Source organism: Micromonospora palomenae (assembly GCF_007829925.1).
GTDB classification, from domain to species: Bacteria; Actinomycetota; Actinomycetes; order Mycobacteriales; family Micromonosporaceae; genus Micromonospora; species Micromonospora purpureochromogenes.
The window spans coordinates 793,085-804,286 of sequence record NZ_VIXA01000003.1; the positions used below are offsets into that span (position 1 = coordinate 793,085).

Here is an 11,202-nt window from a genome sequence, read left to right on the forward strand (position 1 = left end):
CCCGATGGAGAAGACTGTGCACTCGTTCCCCCTGCACCCCGAATGCCCCGACCTGCGGCGGCTGGCCGACAACCCGGCCGAGGCGCTGCTGCGCGCCGAGGCCGACATCGTCGCCGCCGAGAGCGCCGCCGAGGCCGACCGCTACCGCCGGCTGGAGGACCTGGAGGAGGCCCAGCAGGACGGGCGGGGGGTGACCCGGCGGACCTTCGTCGCCGGCGCCGCCGCCACCGCCACCGCGCTGGCCACCGCGCAGTTCGTCACCACCTCGGCGTCGTTCGCGGCGACGAAGACCGGCACCCTGATCCACGTCTTCCTCTACGGCGGGCTGGACGGGCTCAGCCTGGTCGCTCCGGACAACGACCCGGTGCTGGCCAAGGCCCGGCCCGACCTGCTGCTCGGCAACGACTCGCTGGCCCTGGGCCGCGGCTTCAAGCTGACCAGCGCGTTCCAGCCGTTGGAGCAGTGGCTCAAGGCCGGTCAGCTCGGTTTCATCCCGGCGGTCTCCGACGAGCGGCTGTCCCGCAGCCACTTCCAGGCCGCGGACGCCTGCAACCTGGGCGGCCTGCCCAACGAGACCGGCGGCCGGGGCTGGCTGGACAGCCTGGTCGACGCCCTGGGCAAGGGCACCGCGTTCCGCAGTGTCGGCATCGGCAGCACGCTGCCCCGGTCGCTGGTGGGCACCAACGGCGCGCTGTCGATCAACAACGTCGGCTCGCTGCGGCTCAACGGCGACGAGAAGTACCGGGCGGCCACCGAGAAGGCGATCCGGGGCCTGTTCACCGGGATCAACCACCCCGTCCAGGAGGCGGTGCTCGACGGCATGGGCGCGCTGGCCACGGCGCAGCGGCTGGCGGCCAAGCCGTACCAGCCGGCGGCCGGGGTGACGTACGAGGGCGTCGGGTCCGCGTTCCAGCAGCTCGCCCAGCTGATCAAGGGCGGGGCGAACGTCCGGGTGGCCACCGTCGGCATGGGCGGCTACGACACCCACGAGAACCAGGGCACCCGCGACGGCGGCCAGCTGCACCGGCGGCTCAACGAGCTGGCCAAGGCGATGGCCGCCTTCTTCACCGACCTCGGTGACCGGGCCGCCGACGTCACCATCATGGTGTCCAGCGAGTTCGGCCGCCGGGTCGCCTCCAACAGCGGCGGCACCGACCACGGCCACGGCGGGGTGGTCACCCTGCTGTCCGGCCGCAAGCTCGCCGGCTCGCTGCTCGGCACCTGGAACGGATTGAACGATCTGGACAGTGGCGACGTACCTGAGTACAACAACATGTTCAACGTCTACGGAAGCGTGGCGCAGGGCCGGTTCGGCCTGACCAACGCCGAGGTGGACAAGATCTTCCCGAGGCAGAAGTACACCCCCATGAAGCTGTACGCGTGACGTACCAGGACACGTACGCCGGCGGCCGCCGTACCGGGAGCTCGTCCCGGCACGGCGGCCGTTCGGCCGCCCCCGTACCCCCGACACCGGCGCTGCCCCGGCGCGGGCCCGGCGGCCGACGGGCGGTGTCCGCGCTGTTCTGGCTCGGCCTGGTGGCCAGCGTGCTGCCCTGGTGGCTGGACACCCCGGCCGGCGCGCTGGCCGACACCGGCGACGTGCTCACCGCCGGCGGGCGGATCACCGGCCTGGTCGCCGGCTACCTGCTGCTGGTGCAGGTGCTGATGATGAGCCGCCTCGGCGTGCTGGAACGCTCGCTGGGCGGCGAGCGGATCTCCCGGCTGCACCGGGACGTCGGCGCCACCCTGCTCGTCGCGGTGCTCGCCCACATGTCGCTGCTCCTGGTGGCCTACGCCGAGGCCGACGAGCAGTCGGTGGTGGGCGAGGTGGGCGTGCTGCTGCGCGACTACGAGGACATGCTCTCCGCGTTCGCCGCCGCCGGCATCATGGTGCTGGTCGGCCTCACCGGCGTCCGGGCGATCCGCACCCTGCTGCCCTACGAGCTCTGGTACCACCTGCACCTGACCAGCTACGCGGCCCTGCTGCTGGGCTTCGGCCACCAGTTCAGCAACGGCGCCCAGCTCTTCCAGCCCGGGCCGGTACGCACCGGCTGGATCGCCGCCTACCTGCTCGTCGTCGCCGCCCTGGTCTGGGGGCGGCTGGTCGCCCCGCTGCGCTTCAACCTGCGCCACCGGCTCCAGGTGGCCGACGTGGTCGCCGAGACCCCGGACACCATCTCGATCTACCTGACCGGCGCGCGGCTCAACCAGATCGACATGCTCGGCGGCCAGTACTTCCGCTGGCGGTTCCTCACCCGCGGCTGCTGGTGGCAGTCGCACCCGTTCTCGCTCTCCGCCGCCGCCAACGGCCGCTGGCTGCGGCTCACCGTCAAGGTGGTCGGCGCGCACACCGCCGACCTGCGCGACCTCGACCCGGGCACCCGGGTCTGGGCGGAGGGACCGTCCGGCACCTTCACCGCCGCGCACCGCACCCGGGAGCGGGCCCTGCTGATCGCCGGCGGCAGCGGCATCGCCCCGCTGCGGGCGATGCTGGAGGAACTGCCGCCCGGCGCCGCGCTGATCTACCGCGCCCGCACCCCCGCCGACGTGCTGCTGCACCACGAGCTGGACTGGCTCGCCCAGGCCCGCCAGGTCTCCGTCTGGTACGTCATCGGCTCCCGCGACGACGCCGGCCCCCGCCAGGTGATGAACCCGGAGGGGCTGCGCCGGCTGGTGCCCGACGTGGCCCGCCGCGACGTCTACCTCTGCGGCCCGTCCGGGCTGGTCGAGGAGTCGGTGCGGGTGCTGCGCGCCGCCGGCGTGCCCCGCCGGCAGATCCACCTCGCCACGTTCGAGCTGTAGAAAGGCACCCGACATGCGTCGCGCGATCCTCGCGATCACCGGTCTGGCCGCCAGCACCAGCGCGCTGGTGGTGCTCAAGGGCGCCCCGGGCGCCAGCCAGGTCGCCCAGGGCCTCCCGGCCGACCAGGCGTCCGTCGCCCCCGCGGCCGGCGACCCGGGCACGGCCGGCGGGGTCCGCCCGGCGCCGCGCCCCGCCGCCTCCGCCTCCGGCCGCGCTCCGGCGGCGCGCCCCACCACCGGCGCGCCCCGCACCCCGGCCGCGCGGTCCACCACCGGCACCAGGGCCCCCGCCGCGCCGCGGACCACCACCGCCGCGCCGAAGCCCGCGCTGCGCACGGTGAGCGGCCCGACCGTCAACTACGAGTACGGCTCCCTCTCGGTGCAGATCACCCTCTCCGGCAGCCGGATCGTCAACGTCACCGGGATCGGCCTGCCGCAGAGCGGGCAGTCGGGCCAGCGCAGCGACGACGTGCAGCGCACCTACAGCGGCACCAGCGGCGAGGTGGTGCAGAAGCAGAGCGCCGACCTGAACACCGTCAGCGACGCCACCGCCACCAGCGACGCGTACCAGCAGTCGCTTCAGGCGGCGATCGACCGGGCCGGCTGAGGTGCCGGTCTCGCCGGTCCGTCCCGGTCTGCGCCGGGTCGAGCACGTCATGGGTACGGCGATCAGCCTCGACCTGGCCGACGACCTGCCCGCCGCGACCCTGCACGACCTCGCCGAGGAGACCTTCGGCTGGCTGCGCGAGGTCGACGCCCGGTTCAGCACCTACCGGGACGACAGCGAGGTGTGCCGGTTGGACCGGGGCGAGCTGCGGCTGGGCGACGCGTCGGCGGACCTGCGGGCGGTGCTGGAACGCTGCGCCGACCTGTGGGCCGCCACCGACGGCTACTTCGACGCGTACGCCACCGGCCGGCTCGACCCGTCCGGATACGTCAAGGGCTGGTCGGCGCAGGTCGCCTCGGACCGACTGGTCGCCGCCGGGGCGGCCAACCACTGCCTCAACGCCGGGGGTGACGTGGTGGTCCGGGGACTGTCACCGACCCGGGAGCCGTGGCGGATCGGCGTCGCCCACCCGTGGAACCCGATGGCCACCTGTCTGGTCCTCGCCGGCAGCGACCTCGCCGTCGCCACCTCGGGCGTGCAGCACCGGGGCCAGCACGTGCGGGACCCGCGCCGGGGCGAGCCGGCCCGGGGCCTGCGCTCGGTCACCGTGGTCGGCGCGGACCTGGGCCTCGCCGATGCGTACGCCACCGCGGCGGTGGCCATGGGCGAGGCCGGCATCGGCTGGCTGGACCGCCTCCCCGACCACCTGCACGCGGTCGTCACCGACGACGGCCGCCTGCTGCACTCCACCCGCCTCCCGCTGACCGACTGACCGGCCCGGGTCAGCGGGCCGGGCGGGGGCTGCCGGCCGGACGGGAGCCGGCGGGGCGGGCGCGTTCCGGCCGGGAGCCGCCCGGGCGCGTGCCCGACCGGCGGCGCGACCGCCGGTGGTGCGGCGGCGGCTCGGCGCCGCCGGCGGGCCACGTCGCGTCGTCCCTGGCCATCACGTACCCCTGCTCCCGGCGCGTCCGCGCCGTCACCGGTTCAACGACCCCGGCACCGGCGGGGACGCTGCCGTTCACCGATTCGCGGGTCAGTGACCCCGTCGGGGGAGCGGGAGCTGGCCGGGAAGCAGCTCCGGGGCGAGCGTCACGCCGGTGGCCCGCAGCGCGTCGACCAGGGTGTTCTGCAACAGGTACGAGTCGGGCAGTTGCCAGCGCGCCTGTTCCGGGGCGACCGCCCAGCGCACCGGACCCTCCGGCAGCCGGGTCGGCGGCGCCGCGATCCACGAGCCGGGCCCGTGGCGCACCACGTGGAAGCAGTGCTCCAGCTCCGGCCGCAGCGGGTCGCCGGGGCGGACCAGGAACATCCAGCGGCCGGTCGGGGTCACCAGCACCGGACCCCGGACCGCGGGGCCGGCCGGGTGGGCCGGGAGCGCGTCGCGTACCCGCCGACCGAGGTGGGCCGGCACCTCCAGCACGTCGAAGGCCCGCCCGGTGGGCAGCAGCACCGCGTGCGGCCGGCTGTGCCACCAGGTGGCCACCCGGGCCGGGTCGGCGCTGGCCGCGTGCTCCCAGTCTTCCAGGGCGGGGTGGCAGCCGACGGTGGGGCAGCCGGCCCGACCGCAGACGAAGCGGCTGCGCGCCAGGCAGGCGCCCGGCGTGACCTCCCAGCCGTGCATGGCGTACCGGACGGCGATCCGGCGCAGCCGGACCCGCTCGATCGGCGACAGCTGGGCGACCCGAGGTCCGACGTTCCCCCACATAATCCGTGATCTCCCCTCGCCCCGACCGGACACCCAGTCAGGCACGTGTCGAACACCGTCACTGCCGTAACCCACGATCGTTGAGCTGTCGAACGGCCCCGTGCAACTTGCACGAAAACTACGAGGACTGGCCGTATGGCCGACGTACAACCTGTGCGACCAGCGAAAACCTGAGACGGACGGAGCGCCGCACCCGCGGGGGGGCCGTCCGGGAATCCGCCGGACGGGCGACGAGGGGGAGGAGCAAGAGGATGGACGAGCTGCCCATAGGCCGGCGGGTCGCCTACTGGCGAGGCCGGCGCAAGATGTCGCAACAGGTCTTCGCCGACCGGCTGGGCAAGTCCAAGAGCTGGGTCGACAAGGTCGAGCGCGGGGTACGCCGGCTCGACAAGTTCTCCGTCCTCTACGAGATCGCCGACATCCTCCAGGTCGACGTGCAGCTGCTGCTCGGCAAGGACCCGGAGCGGCGTACCGACGCGCTCAACTGCATCGACCAGATCGAGGTGCAGGAGATCCGGGCCGCCCTGGAGCGGTACGACTCGATGAGCGCCTACTTCGACGCCGCGCCGTACCCGCCGCCGCTGGCCGACATGCGCAAGGCCGTCAACCACGCCTGGCTCACCTACCAGTACGGCCGCTACGGGATGCTGACCCGGGCGCTGCCGAAGCTGCTGCGCGACGCCCAGGCGGCCGACGCGGGCTACCGCGGCGACCAGGCGTGCGAAGCGGCCCACCTGCTCGGGCAGGTCTACCAGATCGCCTCCTCGGTGCTGCGCAAGCTGGGCGAGTGCGACCTGGCCTGGCTGGCCGCCGACCGGTCGATGGCGGTCGCCCAGCGGGCCGACGACCAGCTGCTGGCCGGCGTCGCCACCACCCGGGTCTGCAACGCCCTGGTCGCGATGGGCCGGGCCCGGCCCGCGCTGGAGCTGAACGTCACCATCGCCAACCGGCTCGCCCCGGGCGGAAGCAACGACGCCTCCCCGGACCGGCTCTCCGTCTACGGCATGCTGCTGCTCCAGGGCGCGATGGCGGCCGCCCGGATCGGCGACTCCGCCACCGTCGACGACCTGCTCAACGGCGCCCACGAGGCGGCCACCCTGCTCGGCAGCGACCAGAACCACTACTGGACCTCGTTCGGCCCGACCAACCTGGAGCTGCACCGCGCCGCCGCCGCGGTCGAGCTGGGCGACGGCGGCCGGGCGGTGGAGATCCACCAGCGCCTCCCGGAGCCCGCGTTCAACGCGCTGCTGCCCGAACGCCGGGCGCACCACCTGCTCGACATCGCCCGGGGCTTCGCCCAGATCGGCGACGTGGCCAACGCCGGCGAGATGCTGCTGCGCGGCGACCGGCTCGCGCCCTCGGAGATCCGCTGCCGGCCGATCGCCCACGAGGTGATGTCGGACGTGCTGCGTCGCACACGTGGTGCGCCGCCTCCGCCGATAGCGGAGTTGGCTGAGCACATGGGAGTCGGAGTATGAACACGGTGCCGGCCGGATGAGCGGCCCGCACCCGAGCAGCGAGCGCCGCGAGGTGCTCTACGTCATCGCCTGCGGTTCGCCGCTGGCCCGGCACGTCGGTCGCCTGGTCGACCTGGCCCAGCAGGACGGCTGGGAGGTCTGCGTGGTGACCACGCCCGACGGGGCGAAGTTCGTCGACCGGGCCGCGCTGGCCCGGCAGACCGGCCACCCGGTACGCACCCACTACAAGAACGCGGGCGACCCCGACCTGCTGCCGCCGGCCGACGCCATGATCGTCTGCCCGGCCACGGTCAACACGGTCAACAAGTGGGCGGCGGGGATCACCGACACCCTCGCCCTGGGCCTGCTGGTGGAGGGGCAGGGCATGGGGCTGCCCGTGGTGGCGGTGCCGTTCACCAACGCCGCGATGGCCGCCCACCCGGCCTTCCGGGCCGGCCTGGCCCGGCTGCGCGAGTGGGGCACCACGGTGCTCTTCGGCGACCACGTCTTCCCCCTGCACGCCCCGGGCACGGGGGAGCGGCACCTCCACGCCTTCCCGTGGGAGGCGGCGGTGGCGGCACTGCCCGACCGGTCCCGCCTCACCTCGGCCGCCTGACGGTCCCGGCCGCATGGCTGGGCTGATCCACACCGTGTCGGCGACATGGCGGTTTCCGACCACCGCGCACCCCGCCACATCGCCGACCTGGAGTCGATCACCCGGGCTGTGCCGGGGGACACGGCCGGCGGGCGAGGCCGTGGCGGCCCGTCCGCGCCGGTAAGCTGACCGGCCGTGAGCACAACCGCAGCCCCACCGACCGTCGCCGACGTGGTGGCGGTCCTGGAGCGCCGGTATCCGCCCTCCTGGGCCGAGGAGTGGGACCGGGTCGGCCTGGTGCTCGGTGAGCCCACCGCCGCCGTACGCCGGGTCGCCTGCGTGGTCGACGTGGTGCCCGAGACGGTCGCCGAGGCGCGCGCCGCCGGGGCCGACATGATCGTCGCCCACCATCCGCTGCTGCTGCGCGGCGTCTCCTCGGTCGCCCCGACCACGTACAAGGGGCGGATCGTGCACGACCTGATCCGGGCCGGCGTCGCCCTGTACGTCGCGCACACCAACGCCGACGTGGCGGCCCCGGGCGTCTCCGACGCGCTGGCCGCCCGGTTCGGGCTGACCGGGCTGCGCCCGCTGCACCGCCCGTCGCCCGGCTCCCCGGCCGACGGTCCGGGCCGGGGCATCGGCCGGATCGGGGAGCTGCCCGCCCCGCTGACCCTGGCCGAGCTGACCCGGCACGCCGCCGCCGTGCTGCCCGCCACCGCCTGGGGAGTTCGCGCCGCGGGCGATCCCGGGCGTATCGTGCGTACCCTCGCGGTCAGCGGCGGCTCCGGCGACGCCTTCCTGGCCGAGGCGACCGCCGCCGGGGTGGACGCCTTCCTCACCGCCGACCTGCGGCACCACCCGGCGGGCGAGCACCTCGCCGCGGGTGGGCCCGCCCTGCTCGACGCCGCCCACTGGGCGACCGAACGACCCTGGTTGGACGACCTGGCCGCCCACCTGCGGGACGACCTCGGCGTCGAGACCGTGGTGTCCGACCTGGACACCGACCCCTGGACCGTGCACGCCGCCGCGCCCGTACTGGACGACAAGGAGCCCCGACCGTGAAGGCTGAACCCCAGGTCCAGCGCCGCCTGCTCGATCTGCAGGCCATCGACACCTCCCTCGCCCAGCTGGCGCACCGCCGCCGCACCCTGCCCGAGCGGGCCGAGCTGGAGGGGCTGGCCCGTGAGCTGTCCGCGCTGGAGGACGAGCGGGTCCGCGCCCAGGTCGCCGTGGACGACCTGGACCGGGACATCGCCCGGCTGGAGAAGGACATCGACCAGGTCCGCGCCCGCAAGAGCAAGGACGAGGCGCGGCTGGCCGCCGGCTCCGGCCCGGCCCGCGAGCTGGAGGCGCTCCAGCACGAGCTGGTCTCGCTCAACCGGCGGCAGGGCGATCTGGAGGACGCCGAGCTGGAGCTGATGGAGCAACGGGAGACCGCGCAGGGCGTGCTCGACGGCATCGAGGCCCGGATGGCCGACGCGCGCGAGCGCCGGGCGGCGGCCGAGCAGCGTCGGGACGACACGCTGGCCGCGATCGCCAAGGAGGAGGAGTTCAAGAAGGCGGCCCGCAAGCCGCTCGCCGGCGACCTCCCGGCCGATCTGGTCACCCTCTACGACAAGGTCCGCGAGGACACCGGCTTGGGCGCGGCGCTGCTCACCGCCGGGCGCTGCGGCGGCTGCCGGCTGGAACTCTCCGGCGCCGACCTGTCCCGGATCCGCAAGGCGGCCCCGGACGACGTGGTCCGCTGCGAGGAGTGCCGCCGGATCATGGTCCGCACCAACGAGTCGGGTCTGTAGCCGGTGGCGGTGCGCGCGGTCGTCATCGAGGCCGACGGCGGGTCCCGGGGCAATCCGGGGCCGGCCGGCTACGGCGCGGTGGTCCGGGACCCGGACTCCGGGGAGGTGCTGCTGGAGCGCTCCGAGGCGATCGGGGTCTCCACCAACAACGTCGCCGAGTACCGGGGGCTGATCGCCGGACTGGAGGCCGCCGCCGAGCTGGGCGCGGCCGAGGTCGAGGCGCGGATGGACTCCAAGCTGGTGGTCGAGCAGATGTGCGGCCGCTGGCAGATCAAGCACCCCGGGCTGCGCCCACTCGCCGCGCAGGCCGCCGCGCTGGTCGACCGATTCGAGTCGGTCCGGTTCAGCTGGATCCCCCGGGAGCGCAACCGGCACGCCGACGCGCTGGCCAACGCGGCGATGGACGCCGCCGCCGGCAAGCCGCCGAAGCGCGCCGCCGTCGCCGAGGCGCCGCGCGAGGTGGCCGCCGCCGACTCGGCGGCCCGCGCGCAGGCCCGCGAGGTCGCCGCCCGCGCCGCCACCCGGACCGCCGCGACCGATCCGGCGACGATGAAGCCCTCCTGGGAGCCGCGGCCCAGTTTCACCGCCACCCGGCTGATCCTGGTCCGCCACGGCGAGACCGAGTGGACCGTGCAGCACCGCTACGCCGGCCGCGCCGACGTCCCGCTCTCCGACCAGGGCCGGGCCCAGGCCCGGGCCACGGCCGCGCGGGTGGCCGAGCTGGCCCCGTCCGTCGCGGCCGTGCTCAGCTCACCGCTGTCCCGGTGTACGGCGACCGCCGAGGCGATCGCCGGGGCGCTCGGCGGCATCCCGGTACGCCGGCAGGACGACTGGATCGAGTGCGACTTCGGCGACTGGGACGGCAAGACCTTCGCCGAGGTACGCGACCAGTGGCCGGGGGAGCTGGACGCCTGGCTCGCCTCGACCCGGATCGCGCCGCCCGGCGGGGAGTCGTTCACCGTCGTCGCCGAGCGGGTCGACCGGGCGGTGGCGGCGCTGCGCGAGGCGTACCCGGGGGAGACCGTGGTGGTGGTCTCGCACGTCTCGCCGATCAAGCTGGCGTTGCGCGACGCACTGGGGGCCGGCGACGCCTTCCTGCACCGGCTCTACCTCGACGCGGCCGGCATCTCCGTGCTGGACATGTGGCCCGACGGCGGTGTGGCGGTACGCAGCGTCAACGACACCGCCCACCTCGCCGCGCGCTGACCGACGACTCAGCCGCGATCGGAGCGCAGCAGCCAGCGGATGAGGTAGAGGCACGGCAGCGCGACCGCCAGCCACATCAGGCCCACGGCGAGCCGGACCAGGCCCGGCAGCCCCGGCTGGAGGGCGAGGAAGCCCAGGCCGATGGTGGCGACGACGAGCAGGTAGCCGAGGATCGCCGCGTTGCGGCGCGGCGAGCGGGGTGGCCGGGTCACGGGCGGGGCGTCCCTTCGGTCAGCTGCGACACCAGTCGCAGGGGGTCGCGCAGCACGTCGCCGACGGCGTGGTCGCCGACCCGCAACGAGTCGAGCAGCTCCTGGCGGGCCTCGTCCACCTGCCGGCCGGCCGCCCGGATCGTCTCGGTGACCAGCTCGCCGAGGGTCAGGTTGTCGACGGTACGCCGGGCCCGGGGTCGATGCGGATGTCCAGCAGCTCCCGCGCCCCGGACATCTCCACGGTGACCTCGCCGTCGGGCGAGGAGACGACATGCCGCCGGTGCGCGGCCCCCTCGGCGAACTCGACCGCGGCGGTCATCGCCGAGGTCATCTGCCGGGCCAGGGCGCTCAGGTCCGGTCGTTGCATCAGCCCACCGCCCCGGTGCCGCGGAGGAACTCGTCGAGCGCCTGCCGGGGTGCGGGCGGCTGGTCGACGCCGTCGTTGCCGGTGATCTCCCGGATCCGGTCGGTGAGGGTGGTCGACAGCCGGGTCTGGGCCTGGCGTACCGCCTCCAGGCAGGCGGCCCCGAGCTGGTCGGCGTCGAGGTCCCGGACGGCCTGCGGGCTGAGGTAGACCTCGGCCACCTCGCCGTCGCCGGTCACCCGGGCGGTCACCGTGCCGGTGGCGTCACTGGCCTCGACGCTCTCCTCCCGCAGGGCGGCGATCCGGGCGGCCAGGCCGTCCACCCGCTCCCGGACCGCGCGCAGCGAGGGGTCGGTGTAGCCCTGGCGGCGCGCCTCGTCCGCCGCCGCCGCGATGGCCTCCGCGTCCGCGTTCACCGCTGCACCCACTCGGCCGGATCGCCGATGACGATCTTCAGG

Annotated in this window: 14 protein-coding genes; 9 read left to right on the forward strand and 5 right to left on the reverse strand. The window is 74.9% G+C overall.

What is annotated here, in order from left to right:
• Positions 1-4: 4 nt before the first annotated feature.
• The 4 genes from FHX75_RS24620 to FHX75_RS24635 are packed head-to-tail and all read left to right on the forward strand — an operon-like array spanning position 5 to position 4,181.
• Positions 5-1,384: a DUF1501 domain-containing protein gene (locus FHX75_RS24620; protein WP_154942677.1), complete on the forward strand. Its 1,380-nt coding sequence runs from the start codon at positions 5-7 to the stop codon at positions 1,382-1,384.
• Positions 1,381-2,802 carry a ferredoxin reductase family protein gene (locus FHX75_RS24625; protein WP_154942678.1) on the forward strand — a complete coding sequence of 474 codons (1,422 nt, stop codon included), beginning with the start codon at positions 1,381-1,383 and terminating at the stop codon, positions 2,800-2,802. Before FHX75_RS24620 ends, FHX75_RS24625 begins: the two co-directional genes overlap by 4 nt.
• A 13-nt stretch (positions 2,803-2,815) precedes the next feature.
• Positions 2,816-3,409 carry an FMN-binding protein gene (locus FHX75_RS24630; RefSeq protein WP_154942679.1) on the forward strand — a complete coding sequence of 198 codons (594 nt, stop codon included), beginning with the start codon at positions 2,816-2,818 and terminating at the stop codon, positions 3,407-3,409.
• A 49-nt stretch (positions 3,410-3,458) separates the two neighbouring features.
• Positions 3,459-4,181, forward strand: coding sequence for an FAD:protein FMN transferase (locus tag FHX75_RS24635; protein WP_154942680.1), 723 nt, complete (start codon positions 3,459-3,461; stop codon positions 4,179-4,181).
• Positions 4,182-4,442: 261 nt separating this feature from the next.
• On the opposite strand, the gene FHX75_RS24640 is transcribed toward FHX75_RS24635, so the two are convergent.
• Positions 4,443-5,114 (reverse strand): bifunctional DNA primase/polymerase, encoded by a 672-nt coding sequence (locus FHX75_RS24640; protein WP_154942681.1) that lies wholly within the window; start codon positions 5,112-5,114, stop codon positions 4,443-4,445.
• A gap of 251 nt (positions 5,115-5,365) precedes the next feature.
• Here FHX75_RS24640 and FHX75_RS24645 point away from each other — a divergent pair, with 251 nt between their 5' ends.
• The 5 genes from FHX75_RS24645 to FHX75_RS24665 all read left to right on the forward strand — a co-directional run bounded on the left by FHX75_RS24645 (position 5,366) and on the right by FHX75_RS24665 (position 10,168).
• Positions 5,366-6,592 (forward strand): helix-turn-helix domain-containing protein, encoded by a 1,227-nt coding sequence (locus tag FHX75_RS24645; RefSeq protein WP_154942682.1) that lies wholly within the window; start codon positions 5,366-5,368, stop codon positions 6,590-6,592.
• 16 nt (positions 6,593-6,608) lie between these two features.
• Positions 6,609-7,187, forward strand: a complete 579-nt coding sequence (locus tag FHX75_RS24650; protein ID WP_154942683.1) for a flavoprotein — start codon at positions 6,609-6,611, stop codon at positions 7,185-7,187.
• 174 nt (positions 7,188-7,361) lie between these two features.
• Complete coding sequence (locus FHX75_RS24655) at positions 7,362-8,228, forward strand: Nif3-like dinuclear metal center hexameric protein (protein WP_154942684.1); 867 nt, start codon at positions 7,362-7,364, stop codon at positions 8,226-8,228.
• Complete coding sequence (locus FHX75_RS24660; RefSeq protein ID WP_154942685.1) at positions 8,225-8,962, forward strand: zinc ribbon domain-containing protein; 738 nt, start codon at positions 8,225-8,227, stop codon at positions 8,960-8,962. The genes FHX75_RS24655 and FHX75_RS24660 overlap by 4 nt, the downstream gene beginning before the upstream one ends.
• A 3-nt stretch (positions 8,963-8,965) precedes the next feature.
• Positions 8,966-10,168, forward strand: coding sequence for a bifunctional RNase H/acid phosphatase (locus FHX75_RS24665; protein WP_154942686.1), 1,203 nt, complete (start codon positions 8,966-8,968; stop codon positions 10,166-10,168).
• A gap of 8 nt (positions 10,169-10,176) precedes the next feature.
• Here the strand turns inward: FHX75_RS24665 and FHX75_RS24670 are convergent, their stop codons facing one another.
• Genes FHX75_RS24670 through FHX75_RS24680 form a run of 4 tightly spaced genes read right to left on the reverse strand, consistent with a single transcriptional unit; the run spans position 10,177 to position 11,160 of the window.
• The gene (locus FHX75_RS24670; RefSeq protein WP_154942687.1) at positions 10,177-10,380 is read right to left on the reverse strand and encodes a hypothetical protein; all 204 of its coding nucleotides are present in this window, start codon (positions 10,378-10,380) and stop codon (positions 10,177-10,179) included.
• Positions 10,377-10,499, reverse strand: a complete 123-nt coding sequence (locus FHX75_RS32050) for a hypothetical protein (RefSeq protein ID WP_281290836.1) — start codon at positions 10,497-10,499, stop codon at positions 10,377-10,379. Before FHX75_RS32050 ends, FHX75_RS24670 begins: the two co-directional genes overlap by 4 nt.
• 47 nt (positions 10,500-10,546) lie before the next feature.
• Positions 10,547-10,747 (reverse strand): YbaB/EbfC family nucleoid-associated protein, encoded by a 201-nt coding sequence (locus tag FHX75_RS24675; RefSeq protein ID WP_154942688.1) that lies wholly within the window; start codon positions 10,745-10,747, stop codon positions 10,547-10,549.
• Positions 10,747-11,160 carry a YbaB/EbfC family nucleoid-associated protein gene (locus FHX75_RS24680; RefSeq protein WP_170285449.1) on the reverse strand — a complete coding sequence of 138 codons (414 nt, stop codon included), beginning with the start codon at positions 11,158-11,160 and terminating at the stop codon, positions 10,747-10,749. The genes FHX75_RS24675 and FHX75_RS24680 overlap by 1 nt, the downstream gene beginning before the upstream one ends.
• Positions 11,161-11,202 lie beyond the last annotated feature (42 nt).

Coding starts and splice junctions, on each gene's coding strand:
- FHX75_RS24620 (WP_154942677.1), top strand. CDS start 5: ATGGAGAAGACTGTGCACTCGTTCCCCCTGCACCCCGAATGCCCCGAC.
- FHX75_RS24675 (WP_154942688.1), bottom strand. CDS start 10,747: ATGCAACGACCGGACCTGAGCGCCCTGGCCCGGCAGATGACCTCGGCG.
- FHX75_RS24630 (WP_154942679.1), top strand. CDS start 2,816: ATGCGTCGCGCGATCCTCGCGATCACCGGTCTGGCCGCCAGCACCAGC.
- FHX75_RS24640 (WP_154942681.1), bottom strand. CDS start 5,114: ATGTGGGGGAACGTCGGACCTCGGGTCGCCCAGCTGTCGCCGATCGAG.
- FHX75_RS24635 (WP_154942680.1), top strand. CDS start 3,459: ATGGGTACGGCGATCAGCCTCGACCTGGCCGACGACCTGCCCGCCGCG.
- FHX75_RS24650 (WP_154942683.1), top strand. CDS start 6,609: ATGAGCGGCCCGCACCCGAGCAGCGAGCGCCGCGAGGTGCTCTACGTC.
- FHX75_RS24645 (WP_154942682.1), top strand. CDS start 5,366: ATGGACGAGCTGCCCATAGGCCGGCGGGTCGCCTACTGGCGAGGCCGG.